The organism is Psychrobacter sp. CAL346-MNA-CIBAN-0220 (assembly GCF_040309805.1).
Lineage (GTDB): Bacteria > Pseudomonadota > Gammaproteobacteria > Pseudomonadales > Moraxellaceae > Psychrobacter.
In genome coordinates, this window is sequence record NZ_JBEOPF010000001.1 from 553,700 (window position 1) to 576,008 (window position 22,309).

The window sequence follows — 22,309 nt, forward strand, 5'->3', positions numbered from 1 at the left end:
TTTATACAGCATCGTAGCCATCACTTAATACTGCCATCAACTGCTGCATATCTTCAGGCATCGGCGTAGTCACTTTAATATCTTCACCGGTGGTTGGATGCACAAAGCCTAAGATATAAGCATGCAAAGCCTGACGCGGAAAATTACTGATGATTTGACGCTGCGCTTCGCTCAACCCTGCACGTAATTGACGACGTCCGCCATAGACACGGTCACCGACTATTGGATAACTGATATGACTCAAATGCACGCGTATTTGATGCGTCCGACCTGTTTCAAGGCCAACATCCACTAAGCAGTAATTGTCATTAAGGGCGGTGATATCTAGTAAATGGGTTACCGCGTCGCGTCCTGCTGTCATGACTGTCATTTTGGTACGTTGATTACGATGACGACCAATCGGCGCATCAATACGGCGATGACGCATTAAGCTTGCCTGATCACCAGCCACCACACACTGATAATGACGATAGACTGATTTATCCTTGAGCTGCGCCATTAACGCCATCTGCGCCGGTTTGGTCTTGCCAATGAGCAATAACCCAGAGGTATCTTTATCAATACGATGTACCAAACCGGCCCTTGGTAAATGATGTTGCTGCGGATAATGATATAGTAGCGCATTAACAAGCGTACCCGTTTGATTGCCCGCACCCGGATGTACGACCATGCCTACTGGTTTATTGATGACCAGTACCGCCTCATCTTCATAGACCACATCGATATCGATATTTTCTGGTTGATCTTCGCTATGCTGCTGCAAGGTAGTAGATAAATGCAAAACGTCGCCAGCTTTACAGCGCTGCTTGGGTTTTTGCACGCTATCGTTGTATAGCAAGCTGCCATCGCTAATCCAACCTTGTAGCTGGGCGCGTGAAAAGTCCGTGAATACTTGCGAAGCCAGTTTATCAATACGTAGACCAGCCTCATTTTCAGTGGCAATATGAGTCACATCGATGATATCTAGCATCACTTGTCCCGCTACAGGTGTGTCCTCATCGTGTTCATCATCAATTACCTCATCATCTAACGATAGCTCATCGTTATCGAGTGACTTATCATTGTCTAATAGCTCATCTTCAGATGCTAACGGTTCATTCATGCCATTCTCTTGCAGCTGACGCTCATCCTGCGCTGATAATTCTTTCATTGATAACTCGGTATCTAGCGACTGATCTGAGGTTAAATTTGTAGTCATAGCATCATCATTCATAGCAGATTCGTATATGGCAAAGTCATAAAATGGACTTTATAAAAAAAGTAGGTAGACAATTAGCTGACTATTAATACAAAAAATAGCCAAGACAAAAAGCTGGTTTAATATCGTCATAGTGTAGCATGCCAAGCGCTTAAGCCCTATAGCGGCTCACAGTTATCTGCTATCTTCTATTCATAAGTTAGTCTATGATCAGTCAATCAATAACTCTTTACAATATAACATTGCGGTAATTTACTGTATATTTATCGGTGGTGGCAGTATTCAACATCGCCCATTAGCGCCGCCCATGCTAAACTGTAAAAAATTATTATACTGTCTATATTTGTTTATAACTGTCTAGATAGTAGTGATTAACATAATAGTTTTCAAATAGTTTGGATTTAAAAGCATTTAAAATACTTAACTCATTTAGAATCAGTAACCGCTTGCTCACGAAAAAATAGCTCACGAAAAAATAGACGAGGCCCGCATTATTCTATAAAGTAGGCAGGGTTTTGTGGGTTGCGTTGCTATACCCATGCTCAATCGTGCAGATAATTTATTGATTATTGTCGTGATAGTCTTTGTTACCATTAACCTGTTATATAGTATGATAGCACCGCTGCTATTGTGCGTTTTGTGTCGGAGAAAAAGTATGCGCCCTGTTGGCAACACGTTTATCAAACTATCCTCAGTAACCCTGCTTGCGCTAAGTGTGAGCTTGGTTGGCTGTCAGACCTTCAAAAACCTGACCGGTAAAGACGTCGATGCGGTCGAAACCGCTGAAAAGTCAGAACAAGCCTACTACCGTGATGCCATTACTCAGATCGATAAAAGTCGCTACACGCAAGCTATCGAAGACTTGACCAGTCTGCGTACTTTTTATCCTACTGGGGAGTACGCTGAGCAAGCATTGCTTGATATGATGTACGCCCAATATGCCAGTGGTAACTATGAAACGGCGTCTGCCAGTGCCGAGCAGTTTATCCGCTTATACCCCTCAAACCCACAAGTCAGCTATGCCTATTATGTGCGCGGTGTGGCTAATATGCAGGGGGCGTCTGAGGGCATCAAGCTTTTTAAACTCAATCAAGCTGAACGTGATACTGCCTATCTACGCTTAGCTTTTGCTAATTTTCAAGAGCTTATCAATAAATATCCAAGCAGCCCTTATGCGCCAGATGCCGCTCAGCGTATGACTTTTATCTATAATCAATTTGCTCAAAGTGAGCTGACTGCCGCTAATTGGTATATTGAACGTGAAGCTTATGTTGCGGCTGTCAACCGTGCCAAGTGGGCATTTCAATATTATCCCCTAAGTGAGTCAGTGCCCGAGGCCATTGCTATCCTTGCCTATAGCCACCAAAAATTGGGGCTAACAGACTTAGCAAAAGAATATAAGACACTGCTACAAATTAACTATCCAAACTGGCTTACCAGTGACGGACAGGTCAAACTCGATATTAAGGGCGATCGCTCTTGGCTAAATAAACTGACCTTTGGACAGCTTGGCCGTGCCAGTGTAAAGGATGCCTCAATCGCTGAAGGTCAATATAGTGGCGCCACTAAAACCCAAATGATTCGTACGGCTACTCAGCTCAGATTGCCTGCTGACAATGCTGCTGCCCCAATTACCGGCAATACGCCTCGCCGAAGTGGTATCAATATCGGCCTAGGTCTGCCTGAGAGCGCAACCGACCAAATATCTAGCCAAGGTAGCGCGACTGCCGCCGCTGAAGACGCAGCTGTCGATCCACAAAATATCAATCCCACACGCCGTACGACCCTACCTAATGATAGCGACCGCGATCGTATTCGTTTAACCCCTGGTAATAATAATACAGTGGATTTAAACGACGATAGTAACTAAAACTTTGAGCTATTGGTAGCTTAGCAAGTAAAACAAATATATAGATAATAGTTTGTAAATTACAATAAAATAAGGTCAACTGCGTGGTTGGCCTTATTTTTCTGCCTTTGCTTGCGCCATCTATTTATAGGTTAATTCTTAATTATAAAGTCAGTCTTTTAGATTCGATGTCTCAAATTACGATGTATTATTTTAGTTATTACACTTAGGCTATTTACTTAAAGTAGATTTCAAAGTAGTGATAACCACATAGTAATAAACATCGTTAGCACAAATTCTGCCCTCTTTTCTTATGGTAAAACATTTTTTGCATGAGTATTCCCAATCATATTCTCGAACAATTAAACAGCCAAGCTGATCTAATCAGTATTATTGGCCGTCATACTACGCTTAAACGCGCTGGTAGTGAGTACAAAGGCTGCTGCCCGTTTCATGGTGAAAAATCACCCTCGTTTTATGTCAACCCTCAAAAGAATATCTACCATTGCTTCGGTTGTAGTGTGGGTGGTAATGCCATTAGTTTTTTGCGTGATTATGAAAATCTAAGCTTTATTGAAGCCGTTAATGAGCTTTCAAAGCAAACCGGTATTGAGATACCAGTCGAGGAACAACAAAATGTAAGCTATCAACGTAGTGCACTTAAATCCGTTTCCAAACCGCCACAAGCAATGCCTAAACCACCGCCTGATGCTTTATCGTCAGAAAACAGCCCGCCTAGTTACCATAATGAGGATCATAATAACGGTCATTCTACCTATAACGACAGCGCAAGCTATGATAGCGTTCCCAATCATATTCCCTATGCAGATATCGATTATAGCGGTGCAGATTATGATCCTGTTGAGCAACAGAGCTACTCACCAGCATGGCTGACAGACGATCACTCCATAAAGATAAGTAGCAACAGTACTACTGCCGATAAAGACGGTAATCTATATGAATTACTGATCCAAATTCAGCAATTTTATCAGCGCAATTTAGCAACTCATCCGCATGCCAAGCATTACTTTATGGCGCGCGGAGTCACTGAGCAAAGTCTTGAGACTTTTGGACTGGGTTACGCACCATTTGGTTGGCAGCACCTTGAACATCAGTTTCCGCAAGATATCGCAGGACTTAAGGCACTAGGCTTAGTTCGCAGCTCAGAATCCGGACGTGATTATGACTTACTACGTGATCGAGTCATATTCCCTATTCGTGATAACCAAGGGCGTATTATTGGATTTGCTGGGCGTGCTTTAGACAATGAAGTAAAACCCAAATATATTAACTCCTCAGACTCGCCCGTTTTTCATAAACAGCATGTGCTATACGGCTATTTTGAATCCCGCCAACAGCGTGCAGATCGCTGGTTAGTGGTCGAAGGTTATATGGATGTCATTGCTCTATACCAAGCAGGTATTTATGGGGCCATTGCATCAATGGGAACAGCAATTAATGAAAGCCAAATTTCTCGTTTATTAACTCTAAACCCGACTTTAACTTTAAGCTTTGATGGTGATAGTGCGGGACAAAAGGCCGCGTGGCGAACGCTTGAGATCAGCCTGCCGGTGCTTGGTGATGATAAAGAATTGCGATTTTTGACCCTGCCCAATGACCATGATCCTGATACCTTTATTAAGAGTCAAGGCAGTGATGCCATGCGTGAGCAAATTGCGACTGCCATGCCGCTATCGCAGTATATTTTTGCCTACTTAAGTGAGCGCTACGACTTGGCATTGGCAGAAGGTAAAGCCAAGCTGATGTCACAAGTGCGCACTTTGACTACTTTATTACCTAAGGGCAGTAGCTTTCGTTACTTGCTCAATAATGATATTTACCAAAAGCTTGGTGGCAAACGCAGCCAAAACGTCGAAGCCAAAGACGCTTTGCTAGACTTTGATGGGGATATGACCATCAGTCAGCAGTTACAGCTGTGCTTTTTGTTTCAGCCACGCGCATTAATCGATGATCCAATTGAGGCGATTTGGCAGCAGGCAGGTATCAATGGCTTAAACTTGCCTACACACATTAAACAAAAGGCCTCGCCTGATGCCTTGCGAGCAGTGGCTTGGGAAGACTTACAAGATGATGCCTTACAGGATGTGGTCAGCACCATTAACCGCTGTCTGAATTATCTGCCAACAGATGCCAATGCTGCCGCGCATTTTATTTTATCCAACCTTAAGCCGATTACTCAAGAGGCACTTAGCCGCAGTTGGGGGCCATTTTATAAGACTCTGACCGCAAGAAATATATTGAGCCTTGATGAGCTTATCGAAAATCTAGTGATGCAATTACTCAAACTTCATATGAAAAAAAAGATGCAAGACCTGATACAGAATCCCGATAACATCAAGCTTGCCGTTGTACGCAAGCAAGCCCAGCGACTAAATGACTGGTTACTCATGCAGCAAGCTGAGCAGACATCGTAAATAATCCGTTCTTAGGGTTAGTTTTATCTCAAATTTGGCTTTATAAGTGGCAGCCCTTTAAAACCATACACCTTGACCCCATTATTTATAATCATGCCCAGCAAGCATCGAGAGTGAAACATCAGGCTATGACGGTTTATCGATACCGTTTTTGATAGCAATAGTCTGGGTCAAGCAGACTGTGTTAAACTATGCCGCTGTTATATTAAGCTGGCACCTGTGCGCTATCATGTACCATACTACTATTTATTAAAATCTTGTTAGGATTGTGAATTTTAGAGTTGTTGACCGTATTTTTAGCGGCTTTTTTAGCCGTTTTATTGTAGTTTTTTGAGTCTTTATTCATATCAATTGATTTTCATTATTATTGACACCCTTGACGTTTTTTGTGATCACTCTCTAGATTAGATCAGCGCCCTCATTACGTTACAGCAGGTCACATAATGAAAATTCCCGACGTAAGCAAAGCGAGTATTTATGAACGATAAGTCAGTTTCTAAGTCCACGTCTCAACTGGCCACCTTAATCCAAATGGGTAAAGAGCAAGGTTACTTGACCTATGCTGAGGTGAATGACCAACTGCCCGACTCTATTACCGAAAGCGATCAGATCGAAGATATCGTCCAGATGCTGACTGACGTTGGTATCAAAATTTTTGAGTCCGCGCCTGACGCTGATGACATCTTAATGAACGATGACTCGAGCGATGATGAATCGGCAGCTGACGAGGCGGCAGCAGTCTTGGCAGCTGTTGAAACTGAACCGGGTCGCACTACAGACCCTGTGCGTATGTATATGCGTGAGATGGGTACGGTCGATTTGCTGACGCGCGAAGGCGAGATTGCCATTGCCAAGCGTATCGAAGAAGGTATTCGCGATGTTCAGCATGCCATGTCTTATTGGCCAGGAACGGTGCAATACGTACTGGATGATTATCAGCGCGTATTAGATGGCGATAAAAAGCTCTCTGATGTTATCACCGGTTTCCTAGATCCTGAAACTGATGAAGATAAGGCGGCAGCAGCGGCTGCGAAAGAAGAAAAAATACCAGTTATCAAACCGAAAGTTAACGCAAAAGCGGATCGTGATGACGACGAAGATAGCGATGATGCTGAGGCGACTGAAGACGAGGATGCCGAAGAAGAAACCGGTGGTATTGATCCAGAAGAAGTGCGCGCACGTTTAGAAGAGATCGAAGGGTTATTTATTACCGCCAAACAAGCCTTGCTAGATTTCGGTCGCGGTAGTGCGCAAGTTGACGAAGCCTACGCCCAGCTTGCCGGCCGTTTTATGATGCTTAAGCTCAACAACCGCATGTCAGACCAAGTTATGGCCATCATGCATGATGTTTATGATGATGTCCGTAAACAAGAGCGCCAAATTATGCGCTTGGTGATTCGCCGTGGTCGTATGCCACGCGAAGAGTTCCGTAAAACCTTTCCAAGTAATGAAGCCAATGTTGATTGGTTGACTGAGCGTCTAAAAGGTAAGCCTGCATTCGCTGAAACCTTAGAAAAAGTCACCGACGATGTTATTCTACTGCAACGAAAAATCCGTGATTACGAGCAAAAGCTCGACATGGAAATTCACGATATGAAAGATGTTGCTCGGCGTATGGCTATCGGTGAAGCCAAAGCTCGCCGTGCCAAAAAAGAGATGGTTGAAGCCAACTTACGTCTTGTGATTTCAATTGCTAAGAAGTATACCAACCGCGGCTTGCAATTCTTAGATTTAATCCAAGAAGGTAATATCGGCTTAATGAAGGCCGTTGACAAGTTTGAATATCGCCGTGGTTATAAGTTCTCAACTTATGCGACATGGTGGATTCGCCAGGCAATCACCCGCTCTATCGCGGATCAAGCGCGCACTATTCGTATTCCAGTGCATATGATTGAGACTATTAATAAGATTAACCGGGTCTCACGTCAACTATTGCAAGAGATGGGACGTGAGCCAACCCCTGAGGAATTAGGCGAACGCTTAGAGATGGACGAAGTTAAAGTCCGTAAAGTGCTCAAAATTGCTAAAGAGCCAATCTCTATGGAAACCCCTATCGGTGATGATGAAGACTCACACCTAGGCGACTTCATTGAAGATCAAACCATCTCAAGTCCTGTCGATGATGCGACGTCTGCTGGACTGCGTGAAGCCACTCGCGATGTCCTTAGCAATTTGACTGAGCGTGAAGCACGCGTGCTAAAAATGCGCTTTGGTATTGATATGCCAACCGACCATACGCTTGAGGAAGTCGGTAAGCAGTTCGATGTGACTCGTGAGCGTATTCGCCAAATCGAAGCAAAAGCCTTACGCAAATTACGTCATCCGTCGCGCTCTGAGCATCTGCGTTCTTTTCTTGAAAACGACTGATTAAAGCTTTATAAAGAAAGTTAGACATAGCCCTAAAAGCTGAGCGCGTCTCAGCTTTTTTGTGTTTGTATGATAATGACTGATAACGTGGCCAGTTGGCACGTCATTACGATAAACCTAAACTTTTAATTATGCGGCTGTATAAAACCACGTTAAGGGTCAATATTCCCTGGTGTCTTGAGCAGCAATCCTATCGCCCTTACCCTATTGAAATATCAATCAATAAAAATATTAATATAGTACACACATATTCACTTAAACATATATTCACTTAAACGTATATAATGCCTACATTGTTTTACAACTTTTTGGGATTAGTGTCTCTATGAAATTTAGAAAAGATATTAACGGCCTTAGGGCATTTGCAGTCATCGCTGTTGTGCTATTCCATTTTAATACTTCTTGGATGCCGGGCGGCTTTGCTGGCGTTGATGTCTTTTTTGTTATTTCAGGGTTTTTAATGACGGGAATAATATTCAAAGGTATCGAACAAGAAAATTTTTCTATTCTAAAATTCTACGTCGCTCGTGCTAACAGAATTATTCCTGCTCTGGCATTACTTTGCTTAGTGTTGTTGATTTTTGGCTGGTTTTATCTTACTCCACTGGAATATCACGCCTTAGGTAAGCATGCTGCTAGTAGTATAGGCTTCGTATCCAATTTTATATACTGGACAGAGGCAGGTTATTTTGACGCGGCTTCTCACGAGAAGTGGCTGTTACATACTTGGTCTTTATCGGTGGAATGGCAGTTTTATATCCTTTATCCACTAGTGCTTGTTGCTATGCGCAAGTTCTTATCTATCAAGACCATGAAATCAATGCTAGTACTCGGAACAGTGCTTGGCTTTATTTTCTGTGTTATTGCTTCTTATAAATCACCTAATGCTTCCTATTATCTATTACCTACTAGAGCGTGGGAGATGATGATTGGTGGGGTGGCTTACCTCTATCCTTTTACGTTACCAGAAGACAGAAAGAAGCTTGTAGAGAGGGTGGGCTTAGCTTTGGTTATCGGTTCTTACTTCTTAATATCAGAAGACAACCCTTGGCCTGGTTACTTAGCCCTATTTCCTGTTGTAGGCTCGTTTCTTATCATTCAAGCACAGCGTAATGACAGTATCATCACTAGCAATATAGTCTTCCAAAAATTAGGGACTTGGTCTTACTCTATTTATCTTTGGCACTGGCCTTTTGTCGTCATTATCTATACATTCTCTTTGCCTGAATACTATATTTATTTAGGTATGGCACTCTCTATCCTACTGGGCTTTTTAAGCTATAAATATGTGGAGAAAATTAAGTTTAGAAATGATTTCTCTAACCTGCTTAGTTACTTTAGAAGTAAACCAATATATATTGCAGGGATTGTAGGAGTGTTAGGAAGTGTACTCTTTGTAAAGTCTGAAGCTTTTACACCCTATCGTATGTCAGCAGAACAAATATCAATAGTAGAACAGTTAGAGAAAAACCCTAGAGAACCCGTTTGTGGAAAAATAGAAAATGGAGTGTCTCCAGGCTGTACTTATGGCGATGGTCCCATCAAAGCAATTGTGGTAGGAGACAGTCACGCAAACGCTCAAATGGTTTCTATTGGTAATAGAGCCACTCTAGCGGGTGGAAGCATTTTAAGTATGGGTCTGTCGGAATGTAGCACAATAAAAGGATTATATTCAGTCGAAAAAAATGGCCAAAACCCAAATTATAATTGTGGGAAACTGGTTGCAAATGCAATTGATATCGCGGCAAAAAAGTACCCAGGTATTCCTGTCATTATTATTAACAGAGTATCTCAAAATTTATATGGAGCAAATGAGAATAAATACTTTCAATTAACCTCTCCAAAATACTTTGTCGATAAGGTCTTTAGTGAAAGGAATGACGAATATAGGGAGAATTTAACAGGGCATATGATTGATACCATATGTGAGTTCACTACAACTAACCCTGTTTATTTAGTACGACCAACCCCTGAAATGAAAAAAAACATACCATTAACTATGTTTAAATCTTTGGTTGTAAATGGTAACAAAGCGTCAGTTAAGATAACGCGTGATGAATATAATCAACGTCAAATTCTAGCCTTTAAGATGCAGGATGACGCTATAAAACGCTGTGGGGCTAAGATGTTGGATCCTCTTCCTTATTTATGTGATAGCAAGTACTGTTATGGTGATATTGAGGGTATCCCTCTCTATGCTGATGATGACCATCTAAGCAGTTATGGTGCAGAAGTCATTTCACCGATCTATGATGAAGTCTTCAAATAACACCAATATACTACTAACGTTAAAAATCAGTATGCGCACACAAGGCAAACTGTAGTGGTCAACTAAATTAGGACACATGATAAGGGTTTAGGTAGTAGTATGCACACCCGCAAAGGGGCTGTATAGGCAAGTATCATGAGGCAGACGTTTTAGCAAATTAACCCCCTGTAATCAAAGTGGAAGCTAAGAAGAGTGATTTGAAGTAGTGGCTAACTGACACGTCATTATGATGAACCCAAACTCTCAATTGTTCGTCTGTATAAATCCACATTAAGTATTGGCCACCGCTAGTGGTAGCTTAAATATATATGACAGCACTTGAATAGCTGGCCAAGTGCCATTATAAATAGTTAATGCACATACTACCCTTACTTATCATTACATTATTTTATAGTGGCAAAACTATCAAAAATAAATTCAAATGGTGGTAAACGTGGTAGTCATTTTGAATAACGAACTAATAAAATATATTTATATCAATAACTTAAGCTGTAAATAAACATGAGCGCGTCTCAGTTTTTTTGTTGCTTATCGATAAGTTTATTAAACTTAAGTTTAAATAATATGATCAAATAACAAGAAGGATTCTATAATGAGTGACAATCAACAAAACCCCAATAAAGAAGTCAATGTCTCTGACGTGTTATTAAATAACGATGAAATTAAAGGCAAAAAAACCGACATTCAAAATCCTGAGCTCTGGGATTTTCCAATGAACTATCCAATGAGCATCATTGGCCATGAAGGCGAGCATGATAGCTTACTCAATGAAGTCAAGCTTATCCTTGGCAGTCAATTTCCAGACTTTGATTTGGCTTCTATTCAAGTAAAACCGTCTAAAACAGGACGCTTTCATTCCGCTCGAGTCAATCTGTACCTAACCACTGCTGAGCAAGTCAATACTCTTTATGCGGCACTTGACAATGCCCAAACCGTACGCATAGTAATGTAGCCTAATTCTGATAAAAAATTGAGCATTTTTCAGTAAGGTCACTAACGATAGCTTTTTATAATAATCACAATCGTCACTTATATGGGTGGCGATTTTTTATAGTCTCAGGTACAATCAGCACCCGTATTTTTACCCTTATTATCACTATTATTATTGACAATTTCACCAGGTGATAAAAAATAAATCTTAGTTGTTTTTTTACAAATATTTTATTTTTAAGCCAATCACAGCTAACCCTTATCCCATCGTTCTTTACGTCGCAAACGAACCCTTCTGTTCTACTCGCAACATATAATTCTGATAAAATCAATCTAGTATTTTTAGTATTTTCCCGCTATATTGTGCCTACTTACTACTACACACGCTATATATAGTGTTCAGTGATTTTTAACATCACCATGAGCAGCGGTATTTTTTTGCTTAAGAAAAGCTCAGATAACGCAATACTAAATAGCCGTGTACTACAGAAAAGTCAAACGGTTTTATCCGTGCGACAAATAATATCAGCAATTAATAATAGAGGGTAGCATGACACATATCGATAAAATTCAAGTGACCAAACGTGATGGACGTCTTGAGCCAATTGATTTAGATAAAATTCATAAAGTCATTGAGTGGGCCGCTCACAATTTAGATAATGTGTCAGTATCGCAAGTTGAACTCAAATCACATATTCAATTTTACGAAGGTATTAAGACCCGTGACATTCACGAGACCATCATAAAGTCTGCCGCTGACCTTATTTCTGAAAATACACCTGACTATCAGTATGTAGCCGCACGCTTGGCTATCTTTCATTTGCGTAAAATTGCCTACAATAGATTTACACCGCCGCATTTGTTTGACCATGTACAGAAGTTAACGGATGCTGGCAAATACGACCAACATATCTTGGCTGACTACAGTCGCGAAGAGTTTGAAGAGCTAAACGAGTATATCGACCACTGGCGCGATATGAATCTTGCTTATGCTGCCGTTGAACAAATGGCAGGTAAATATCTCGTACAAGATCGGGTCTCCAAAACTGTTTATGAAAGCCCACAGTTTTTATATATGCTCGTTGGCATGTGTTTGTTTGCTAGCTACGATAAGTCAGATCGTCTTGATTTCGTAAAACGTTTTTATGATGCCACTTCACAATTCAAAATCTCTTTGCCTACACCTATAATGTCTGGTGTGCGAACCCCATCACGTCAGTTCAGCTCATGCGTCTTGATTGAGTGTGGTGATAACCTAGACTCTATCAACGCCACCACCAGCGCTATCGTGCGCTACGTGTCGCAACGTGCAGGCATTGGCATCAATGCGGGTCGTATTCGCGCCCTTGGTAGCCCTATTCGCGGTGGTGAAGCGCAACATACAGGCTGCGTGCCATTCTATAAGCTATTTCAAACCGCTGTTAAATGCTGCTCGCAAGGCGGCGTTCGTGGCGGCGCAGCGACCTTATTTTACCCATTATGGCATTTAGAAGTAGAATCGTTATTAGTCCTTAAAAATAACCGCGGCGTTGAAGACAACCGTGTTCGTCATATGGACTACGGGGTTCAGCTCAATAAAACCCTCTATACCCGTCTGATTAAAGGTCAAGATATTACTTTATTCTCACCATCAGATGTGCCTGGCTTATACGATGCGTTCTTTGAAGATCAAGACAAATTCGAAGAACTTTATACCAAATACGAGCAAGATAAGTCAATTCGTCAGCGTCAGATTCCAGCGACTGAATTATTCAGCTTGATGATGCAAGAGCGTGCTAGCACGGGCCGTATCTATATTCAAAACGTTGATCATTGCAATACCCATAGCCCATTTGATGCTAGTGTCGCGCCTATTCGTCAGTCGAATCTATGCATGGAAATTGCGCTACCGACTAAGCCACTTGATAACATCAATGACGAGGAAGGTGAGATTGCCTTATGTACGCTATCTGCGGTTAACTTAGGTAAAGTCGAGAATGTTAGCGATATCGAAGAGCCCGCTGAGTTAATCGTACGTGCGCTTGACGCCCTACTCGATTATCAAGATTATCCGGTTAAAGCCGCTGAAAATGGCAGCATGCGTCGCCGTACGCTAGGTGTCGGGGTGATTAACTACGCATATTATCTTGCGAAAAATGGCGTACGCTATTCAGATGGCTCAGCGTTAGGTCTGACTCATCAAACCTTTGAAGCCTTGCAATATTATTTATTGAAAGCATCAAACAAATTAGCCAAAGAGCAAGGCGCCTGCCCTGCTTTTAATGAGACTACTTATTCGCAAGGTATCTTGCCGATTGATACTTATAAGAAAGACTTGGATAAAATCTGCCAAGAGCCGCTACATTTAGATTGGGAAACGTTGCGTACTGAGATCACTACTCATGGTCTGCGTAACTCAACCCTAACCGCCTTGATGCCGTCTGAGACTTCCAGTCAGATTGCCAATGCCACCAATGGTATTGAGCCCCCACGCGGTCTAGTGTCTATTAAAGCGTCAAAAGATGGCATCTTAAAACAAGTCGTTCCTGAAATCGGTACCCTAAAACATCAGTACGAACTCTTATGGCAAATGCCAAACAATGACGGTTACTTAAAATTAGTCGCCATCATGCAAAAGTTCGTTGACCAAAGTATCTCTGCCAATACCAACTATGACCCATCGCACTTTGAAGGGGGTCGTGTGCCTATGAAGGTCTTACTCAAAGACTTATTGACTGCATATAAGCTGGGTGTAAAAACGTTGTATTATCACAACACTCGTGATGGCGCGAACGATGCCCAAGCGGATATGGAAGATGATTGTGCTGGCGGGGCTTGTAAGATTTAAGTTTGTAAGAGACGTTCTTTAAATAGAATTTCTGATGGATGGCGGGTTTGGCTTTCGGGTTAAGCCTGCCTCTTAATTCTATTAAACTATAAGAGTGGTTTTGTATATGGCAAAGAAAACGACAGATAAAAAACCTAGAAATGAGTTTATTGAATTCTACGTAGATGACTTTAAAGGTAAGCTTGAGTTCACATATAACTTTGTTGAGGATTCGTTAGAAATAAGAAATCAAATCATCGATAACGCAAAAGTCGAAACCTCTTATAACAAAATCTCTGGAAAAGTGAAAAGAACTAATTCGACGCCACTCAAGAATATTGAACTGCCATTTGATTGTGATAAGGCAATCTTCAAAAATTTTGACGTTCTTGTAGCAATAGACACAAATACAAAATTGATTAGCGATAATTTAGTTAGTGTAACTTCATCTTACTTTGTTAATAAACCTATAAGCGAATGCAATAAAACAGGTAAATATCCTTTTATTCCTTTCGCCTCTCATTTATTCATTAATATAAATAATAGCATTAATGCTGAGAAACTGGGCTGGCACACTATTATTTCTAATTATGTGCAAAATAAATTTCCTAGAAATTATAGAATAGGCATAGTAGTTGATTGCGATCTTGGGGCACACGACTCAATTAATAGCTATAAAGATCCATACTTTGAGCAATTTAAGCTTCCAGAAAATATACAATTGATTTATGCTTCATCTGACACTAAAAATGACTCTATTGCTAATCAGATGATCAACTTTAGCGACAAACTTGCTAATAACATTATGCAATCTGATGACCTAAATAGGTTATTAAAAGCTGACTACTTAATAGATAAGACCAAGCATTGTGAAAAATATTTTCCTATTACCAGTTTAAAGCCTTCGTAGTCATAGGATGCACCCAGCGCACCAATTATATGAAAATTATGCTTAAAGGTGCGCGAGGCGCACTCTACAAATTACGCGTAAATAGATTAACAAATAAGACCTAATTTTCGTGCTAAAATCAGCCCTATATTTAGAGTATAATATTAGCGGAGAATAAATCATGCAACCGATATTTGCAACACAGACAGCCAGTATCTCAGAGCTGAAAAACAACCCTTCGGCACTGATTAAACAGTCAGACGGTGAGTCTATTGCTATTTTAAACCACAATAAACCCGTGGCTTACTTAGTTTCAACAGACGTTTTTGAGCGCATGATGGAAGCGATGGACGATATGGCATTAAGCCAAACCGTTAGCGCACGGATGAATGACGGGCAAATACCTATAAAGGTAACATTGGATGACTTATGATCTTGAGTTTCATCCATTAGCGTTGAAAGAATGGAAAAAGATAGCACCAAGTATTCAGCAGCAGTTTAAGAAAAAATTACAACAGCGATTATTAAACCCTCGTGTTCCTGCTTCAAAACTCTTGGGACACACCGATACCTATAAAATTAAACTACGCACGATAGGATATCGTCTGGTATATACCGTCAAAGATGATGTGGTCGTGGTTTATGTGTTAGCAGTAGGTAAAAGAGAGAATAATAAAGTATATGACAGTCTTGCCACGCGCAAACCCTAGTCTGCATCAAGGTAGTCACTATAAAAGGCGTCTGACGTCTTATATCCTATTCAATAAGAACCCTTTAGCTTTACCACTATATAATTAAAACACACAGACAGAATAAAAACGACGGAGGTCATAGGCGTGCAATATACCGCAATTATCAAAGACGGTGGTTTGTTTATCCCTAACGTATTTTCAGACCTAAACGATGGTCGCTCATACATTGCACAAGTGAAAGTAGACATCGAAGACGTTCGTAAGCAATTAAGCGCAAACGAAGAACCAAAGAAAGAAGCACCAAAAGAACCCAAAAAACAATTAAAGAAACCACCCAAGATAGAACCTCAAGACGTTGGTTTAGGTACGCTTCGCAAGAGTGCTATCGATGAATTAGAAGCATTAGATGATGGTGAGCTAAGCGAAATACTTAAAGCTTATATGAATGATGGACAAGTACCGACACAAATATCTTTAGAGAACTTATAGCGCATTTTTGCTGATGTTTTTAAAGCAGTATTTTTCAATACGTTTAGATTAACAATCTGTATAACTTATAAAGGCAGCCCCATGACTTATTCCATTTTTAATCAAACGCCAAACAATGCCCTTGAAGAACCGATGTTCTTTGGTCAGCCGGTCAATATTGCCCGCTATGACCAGCAGAAGCATCCAATCTTTGAGCAATTGATTGAAAAGCAGCTGTCGTTTTTTTGGCGACCAGAAGAAGTCGATGTCTCACGTGACCGGATTGACTATGGTAATCTATCCTCGCATGAGCAACATATCTTTATTAGCAATCTCAAGTATCAGACCCTACTCGACTCTATTCAAGGTCGCAGCCCAAACGTCGTGCTATTACCTTTGGTTTCTATTCCAGAGCTTGAAACTTGGATTGAGACTTGGACATTTTCTGAAACCATTCACTCACGCAGCTATACCCATATTATTCGTAATATCGTCAACGATCCAAGTGTCGTGTTCGACGACATTATGGCTAATGACCATATTTTAGAGCGCGCTTCTGATATTGCAAAATATTATGATGATCTCTATTACAATGCCCAGCTATATAACTTATATGGTGCAGGGACACATACCATTAATGGTGAGCAAGTTACGGTTGATTTAACCTCACTGAAAAAGCAGCTTTATCTGTGTATCATGGCGGTCAACGTATTAGAAGCCATTCGTTTTTACGTCTCATTTGCCTGCTCTTTCGCCTTTGCTGAACGTAAGCTAATGGAAGGTAATGCCAAAATTATTAAGCTTATTGCTCGTGATGAAGCGCTACATTTGACCGGTACGCAGCACATCCTAAACCTCATGCGTAATGGTAAAGATGATCCAGAAATGGTGCAAATTGCCAATGACTGCTATGAAGAAAGCATTGAGATATTCCGCAAGGCGGCTGAACAAGAGAAAGAATGGGCAAGCTATTTGTTTAAAGACGGTTCGATGATTGGATTGAATAAAGACATTCTATGCCAATATATTGAATACATTACCAATTTACGTATGGAAGCAGTCGGCTTGCCTTCAGCGTTCCCAAAATCTAAATCCAATCCGATTCCATGGATTAATACTTGGTTATCGTCTGATAACGTTCAGGTGGCCCCACAAGAGACTGAAATCAGCTCTTATTTAGTCGGTCAAATTGACTCTGATTTGTCAAACAGTGATTTTGATGATTTCGAACTATAAATATGAGCTATAGCGCGTTATCGATAAGACAAGGCTCCAGGTTAATATTTAATGAATACTCAAACACTCAACGATGAGGCAGTATAGGATTTACTATGACATGGGTGATGACCAGTAAAAAGCAATTCTACTTGCATGATGATGAGAGCCTATTAGACGGACTACTGCGAACGGGTCATGAGATCAATTATCAGTGTAAAGAAGGTTATTGCGGCAGCTGCCGTGTGCGGAAAATTGCAAGCTCACATCCAGTCGATTATCCATTTGTGCCGTTAGCGATGATTGAGGAAAATGAAATACTACCCTGCTGTTGCCGTGTGCAAGGCGTTATTTATATCAATGAGGAGTCGATAAAAGAGTGATAATATTTAAAATTTTCATATAATTTTCTCGAATATCATTATAAATATCATCTAATAAAAAGCGCGTTATCTTCAATAAGATAACGCGCTTTTTTTGATCACTTACTTCCTATAACCTATTACCTATTACAACTACTGGATAGAAGCATCATTTTCAAACAATTTTAATAGCTCTTCACGCATACGTATGCGTTCTTCTTCCGACATCACCGCCTCGTCCTGTCCTTCACCGTGATAGCTAGGCTGTCCACCAAGACTTTCGTCATGAATAATGGTTGGCGGCTCGACTACTTCTTGCGCAGGACGCTCCTCTAACATGATTTTAATTTGTTTGTTCTTACCATTACGCAATATTTGGGCGTTGAGTTCAGTTGTTGGCGGCTTGCGAGCCACATACTGAATCAACTTATTGGCGTCGGTCATCTCCACCCCATCAATGGTTAGGATAATATCGCCAACTTTCAAACCACTTTTGGCGGCAGGACCTTTATCGATAACGTTAAGTACTTCCACACCTGTGGAGGTTTCAAGTCGGGTTGGATCACGTAACTGTGACTGAATCTCGATACCCAGCCAACCACGGCTTACGCGTCCATCTTTAATTAAGGCATTCATTACCTGCTCAACCAGTGCGGTTGGAATAGCAAAACCGATACCCATTGAGCCACCAGAGCGCGAGAAAATAACGGTATTAATACCAACCAATTCACCACGCGCATCGACTAAGGCACCACCTGAGTTACCAGGATTAATAGCCGCATCAGTTTGGATAAAGTCTTCAAACTTATTGACACCCAGTCCAGTACGATTGGTCGCTGAGATAATCCCTTGGGTAACTGTCTGTCCGACGCCGAATGGATTACCAATAGCTAAGGCTAAATCACCGACGCGGCTGGGAGCTTCACGAAAACCAAGTGGGGTCAATCCGGTCATATCGACTTTAATCACCGCCAAATCGCTATCAGGATCCGTACCAATAATTTTGGCACGGCTCTTACGACCATCATTAAAGGCAACTGTAATCTCATCCGCCTTTTCGATCACATGCGCATTAGTGACAATATAGCCATCTTCTGACACGATAACACCTGAGCCTAAGTTGGTAGGACCTTGGCCTTGTGGGCCATCGCTATGGAACTCAAAAAAGCGGCGTAGAACGGGGTCATCCATATAAGGATGCTCAGCCATCGTTTGGGTAGTATAAATATTGACTACCGACTGCGATGCCCGAGCGACCGCATTATGATAAGAAGAAATAGGCGCTGGTGTATCCGCAGCGGGAGCAGACGCTTGCTTCTCAGCAGCCGTAGTTCTAGGGGGCTCCCACGTTGCCTCTGACGGTGTCTTCATACTCATAAACAACCAAATAAACGCTGCAATTAATATCAGCAATAAAATCCAAGGTAGCCATTTTGAAAAAGCTGCCCTATCGTTGGTGTTCGGGGATGACGACATATAGGAAACCTCTATAAATTTTATATAAACAAGCGTTAATAAGAGCTATCAGCTGATTGCTTCAAATGGATACTTTCATGTATGCAAATTATAACTGGCCTCACCATAAAATAGTAACGCATCGTGTACCATTTCAGTTATTTTGCTTGTTGTCAGATATTACTTTTCAATATATCGTTCCTAAAGAATGATAATTGGACGATTAAGCTTTGACGATAAAATTTTGGCGTTTTGTCAATATGCTAAAATGACGATTATAAATATTTAGGGTTTAATAGTGAGAATAAAATGACGACTAACGATAATAACATTGCTGCATCATCATCTAACTCAGAACGTATATCAATCACAGCGCAAACATTGACTCAATTTTGTGACGACTACTTGTCTGCTGATGTCTTTAAAGACTATGCACCTAATGGCTTACAAGTTGATGGTGGACGATCTATTGAGCGTATTGTTACCGGGGTAACCGCCTGTGAAGCCTTAATTGATGCTGCGATAGCCGCTAAAGCTGATGCCATTATGGTGCATCATGGTTATTTTTGGAAAGGCGAGCCTGAACCTTTAAGTAGTATGAAAGGTCAACGTATCCGCAAATTGATGCAGCACGGTATTTCTTTAATCGCTTATCACTTACCCCTTGACGCACATCCAGTCATCGGTAATAATGCCAAGCTTGCTGACATGCTAGGTTTAACCATCACTGGCGCCCTTTATCCTAATGAATCGCATCCCGTCGGTAATATTGCCACTTGCCCACCGCAAAGCGCAGAAAGTCTAACTGCTACCATCACCCAAGTATTGCAACGCGCACCATTACATATCTCAAGCAGCTATAACTATTCTATTAACAATCAAACAGATATTCCTATCAGGAATCAATCGAATGTTGCTGCTTCACCATTTATTAAACGTGTGGGTTTATGTACGGGCGGTGCACAGGACATGATTGAACAAGCAGCAATAATGGGCTGTGATGCCTTTATATCGGGTGAAATATCAGAGCGGACGACCCATAGCGCCCGTGAGCTTGGCATTGATTATTTTGCTTGCGGTCATCATGCAACCGAACGTGGCGGTATTCAAGCTTTGGGTGCGTTAGTTGCGCAGCACTTCGGCTTACCCGTAACTTTTATCGACATTGAAAATCCTGCTTAGGATTAATAATTAATTGGTTATGATGCTTAAATATATTTTGGTGTGAGCTTAGGGGATAAATTAAAAACCTGAAAGCTTGTTAGAAACTGATAGATAATTGTATACTATCAATAAAAACAGATGTATTTTTGACCGTCTACCGCTCAATTGTTAAGTTTTATCGATCTTTTATTAACTTAACTTGAATAATACTCATACAAACCGCATATTAGTCTCTTGTAAGAGAACGTTTTGTCATGAAACTTCCAATTTTCTAACGCCTCCAGTTATAACATTAAGCGCTCAGTTGGTTATCTTTAGTATTTATCATGTGATAGATAGTAAAGATAACTGCTATAGATACAGATGAAATACTACTTAATATAAGTATTTTCGCCCTCTTATCTAAGCTTAACGTCGCCATCACTGTATAGCCTATACTTTATGAAATAATATGCCACTGGCATAAAAACATATAAAGTCAGCTATTTATCAGTATTGCTAAACAGCAGCTTATTAATAAGACCCTCTTTACAGACGATAGGTCATATTTAATTAATAAAGCAAAATCTTATTGAGATTAAAGCAATAAAATTGATTGCTGTTCTATTTCAATATATTGCCCGCGCTGATGTTTTAATAACTTACTCATGACCTTACCGATGCTGAATCTTAATTCAACATAGTTGCTTTATATCATATATTGACTGCTTGGATATAAAAGGACTGTTTACACTACTCCTTCCTATAACTGCTTGTGATACAGACCTATTCTTAATATCTGTATTGCTATATCAGTACAATTACATAGGTTATATCCATAGTTTTTATAAACAGCTTCTATATTGGCGATTCATACAAGATGATATGGTGCTGATTTTATCGATAAGCGCTCTATGATTTAAGGTAAGCAGGATGGCTAACATTAGGAGACATCCATGCAGCGTATTACTTATCGTGTCAAAGTATCTGCGCAAGGTGCCAAACGCCGTATTTCTTATCTACTACGTCCGGCTAAACGCACACTTAGCACCAAAAGTAACTTCGTTCCATCGACTCGTTTTGCCAAAACTAAGAAATTAGTACAATTTTCTAGCATTGCTCTGCTGTCCCTACCCGCTGAAAGTCTGACGACGATGAACGCGCAAATACCTGCTTATGAGCATGTTATGCTGGATAAAACCTTGACCATTGCGGCTGTACCGGGCGGTAGTACTTATTTTGCGACTGATGGCTTTCAACATGGTTTCGGTTATGACCTGGCACGTGATTACGCTAATGAGCTCGGAGTTGCTATTGAACTGAAGGCTTATGCCAGTGAAAAAGCGGCCCTTAGAGCGCTACAATCAGGTGCTGCTGATATGGCGCTCACTACGGCCAGTACTCAGCTAAAAAGCCAGTTAAATTTACCGTCCGTCAACTTCAGCTGTGGCTATGACAGCAGCTTAACTAAAAATGGCTTGCACCCAAAGGTTAGCTGGACATTCAAGCAAGCAAATGATCCGTTAGCAAAACAAGCCAGTTATTTTTTATGTGACAGCATAAAGCTAGATAATACTCAAAAACTGGCAGCATTTTATAATCAGGACTTACTAAAAGATGCCTATAGTCAAGATCATTTCAAAAAAGCCTTAACTGAAAAACTTCCTGATTATCAGTCGTCTTTTGAACAACAAGCACAAAACTATAATCATGATTGGGAATTACTGGTCGCGATGGGATATCAAGAATCCCATCTCAATGCCAATGCGGTATCACCAACAGGGGTTCGCGGTCTCATGATGCTGACCAATAGTACCGCTAAAGCCATGGGAGTCTCTAACCGTGTTGACCCCAACCAAAGTATCAGTGGCGGAGCGCGTTATCTAGAAAAAATGAAATCTAACTTTGCAGATGTGCCCAAAACAGATCGCATTTGGTTCGCACTCGCTGGCTACAATATGGGGCCCAATGCGATTAAGCGTATCCAGAAAAAATTGCGTGCGAAAGATATTGATGATAAAAGTTGGGCGAATGTCTATGCTTATTTGTCCGATAATAAGGCTTCAAACAGCCGTTATCTTCAGTGCATGGACTATGTCAGTAATATTAGAAGTTATCTACAAACCATTAAGACGCAGATGGTTTAATTTATAATAAATAAAAAACTCATAGATAAAAGTATCCAAACAAAAAAGCTGCCCTTGATCTTTAATAAGAACAAGAGCAGCTTT

Annotated in this window: 17 protein-coding genes; 14 read left to right on the plus strand and 3 right to left on the minus strand. The window is 40.9% G+C overall.

Annotated elements, in window-relative coordinates; translation table 11 throughout:
- Position 1 precedes the first annotated feature (1 nt).
- Positions 2 to 1,102, minus strand: a complete 1,101-nt coding sequence (locus AAEY88_RS02150) for an RluA family pseudouridine synthase (protein ID WP_407074416.1) — start codon at positions 1,100 to 1,102, stop codon at positions 2 to 4.
- Between the two features lie 751 nt (positions 1,103 to 1,853).
- Between AAEY88_RS02150 and AAEY88_RS02155 the strand changes: the two genes are divergently transcribed.
- Complete coding sequence (locus AAEY88_RS02155; RefSeq protein ID WP_350558386.1) at positions 1,854 to 3,068, plus strand: outer membrane protein assembly factor BamD; 1,215 nt, start codon at positions 1,854 to 1,856, stop codon at positions 3,066 to 3,068.
- Between the two features lie 311 nt (positions 3,069 to 3,379).
- Positions 3,380 to 5,482: a CHC2 zinc finger domain-containing protein gene (locus AAEY88_RS02160; RefSeq protein ID WP_350558389.1), complete on the plus strand. Its 2,103-nt coding sequence runs from the start codon at positions 3,380 to 3,382 to the stop codon at positions 5,480 to 5,482.
- A 205-nt stretch (positions 5,483 to 5,687) separates the two neighbouring features.
- Here AAEY88_RS02160 and AAEY88_RS02165 read toward each other — a convergent pair whose 3' ends face one another.
- Positions 5,688 to 5,828: a hypothetical protein gene (locus tag AAEY88_RS02165; protein WP_350558392.1), complete on the minus strand. Its 141-nt coding sequence runs from the start codon at positions 5,826 to 5,828 to the stop codon at positions 5,688 to 5,690.
- 131 nt (positions 5,829 to 5,959) lie between these two features.
- Here AAEY88_RS02165 and rpoD point away from each other — a divergent pair, with 131 nt between their 5' ends.
- The 10 genes from rpoD to yfaE all read left to right on the plus strand — a co-directional run bounded on the left by rpoD (position 5,960) and on the right by yfaE (position 17,501).
- Complete coding sequence (gene rpoD, locus AAEY88_RS02170; protein WP_350558395.1) at positions 5,960 to 7,849, plus strand: RNA polymerase sigma factor RpoD; 1,890 nt, start codon at positions 5,960 to 5,962, stop codon at positions 7,847 to 7,849.
- 325 nt (positions 7,850 to 8,174) lie between these two features.
- Entirely contained in the window at positions 8,175 to 10,118 is a 1,944-nt protein-coding gene (locus AAEY88_RS02175) for an acyltransferase family protein (RefSeq protein ID WP_350558398.1), read from the plus strand.
- A gap of 592 nt (positions 10,119 to 10,710) precedes the next feature.
- Positions 10,711 to 11,070: a DUF493 domain-containing protein gene (locus AAEY88_RS02180; protein WP_350558401.1), complete on the plus strand. Its 360-nt coding sequence runs from the start codon at positions 10,711 to 10,713 to the stop codon at positions 11,068 to 11,070.
- Between the two features lie 528 nt (positions 11,071 to 11,598).
- Positions 11,599 to 13,875 carry a class 1a ribonucleoside-diphosphate reductase subunit alpha gene (nrdA, locus tag AAEY88_RS02185; protein ID WP_350558404.1) on the plus strand — a complete coding sequence of 759 codons (2,277 nt, stop codon included), beginning with the start codon at positions 11,599 to 11,601 and terminating at the stop codon, positions 13,873 to 13,875.
- Between the two features lie 106 nt (positions 13,876 to 13,981).
- A complete protein-coding gene (locus AAEY88_RS02190) occupies positions 13,982 to 14,764 on the plus strand; it encodes a hypothetical protein (RefSeq protein ID WP_350558407.1) in 783 nt (260 codons plus the stop codon).
- Positions 14,765 to 14,924: 160 nt separating this feature from the next.
- Positions 14,925 to 15,176 (plus strand): type II toxin-antitoxin system Phd/YefM family antitoxin, encoded by a 252-nt coding sequence (locus tag AAEY88_RS02195; RefSeq protein ID WP_350558410.1) that lies wholly within the window; start codon positions 14,925 to 14,927, stop codon positions 15,174 to 15,176.
- Positions 15,166 to 15,453, plus strand: coding sequence for a type II toxin-antitoxin system mRNA interferase toxin, RelE/StbE family (locus AAEY88_RS02200; RefSeq protein ID WP_350558413.1), 288 nt, complete (start codon positions 15,166 to 15,168; stop codon positions 15,451 to 15,453). The genes AAEY88_RS02195 and AAEY88_RS02200 overlap by 11 nt, the downstream gene beginning before the upstream one ends.
- A 126-nt stretch (positions 15,454 to 15,579) precedes the next feature.
- The gene (locus tag AAEY88_RS02205) at positions 15,580 to 15,924 is read left to right on the plus strand and encodes a hypothetical protein (RefSeq protein WP_350558416.1); all 345 of its coding nucleotides are present in this window, start codon (positions 15,580 to 15,582) and stop codon (positions 15,922 to 15,924) included.
- Between the two features lie 81 nt (positions 15,925 to 16,005).
- A complete protein-coding gene (nrdB, locus tag AAEY88_RS02210; protein ID WP_350558419.1) occupies positions 16,006 to 17,139 on the plus strand; it encodes a class Ia ribonucleoside-diphosphate reductase subunit beta in 1,134 nt (377 codons plus the stop codon).
- 95 nt (positions 17,140 to 17,234) lie between these two features.
- The gene (gene yfaE, locus AAEY88_RS02215) at positions 17,235 to 17,501 is read left to right on the plus strand and encodes a class I ribonucleotide reductase maintenance protein YfaE (protein WP_350558422.1); all 267 of its coding nucleotides are present in this window, start codon (positions 17,235 to 17,237) and stop codon (positions 17,499 to 17,501) included.
- A gap of 132 nt (positions 17,502 to 17,633) precedes the next feature.
- Here yfaE and AAEY88_RS02220 read toward each other — a convergent pair whose 3' ends face one another.
- Positions 17,634 to 18,956, minus strand: coding sequence for a trypsin-like peptidase domain-containing protein (locus AAEY88_RS02220; protein WP_350558425.1), 1,323 nt, complete (start codon positions 18,954 to 18,956; stop codon positions 17,634 to 17,636).
- Positions 18,957 to 19,244: 288 nt separating this feature from the next.
- Between AAEY88_RS02220 and AAEY88_RS02225 the strand changes: the two genes are divergently transcribed.
- Entirely contained in the window at positions 19,245 to 20,117 is an 873-nt protein-coding gene (locus AAEY88_RS02225; protein ID WP_350558428.1) for a Nif3-like dinuclear metal center hexameric protein, read from the plus strand.
- Between the two features lie 917 nt (positions 20,118 to 21,034).
- Positions 21,035 to 22,225, plus strand: coding sequence for a transglycosylase SLT domain-containing protein (locus AAEY88_RS02230; RefSeq protein ID WP_350558431.1), 1,191 nt, complete (start codon positions 21,035 to 21,037; stop codon positions 22,223 to 22,225).
- The last annotated feature ends 84 nt before the right edge of the window (positions 22,226 to 22,309 follow it).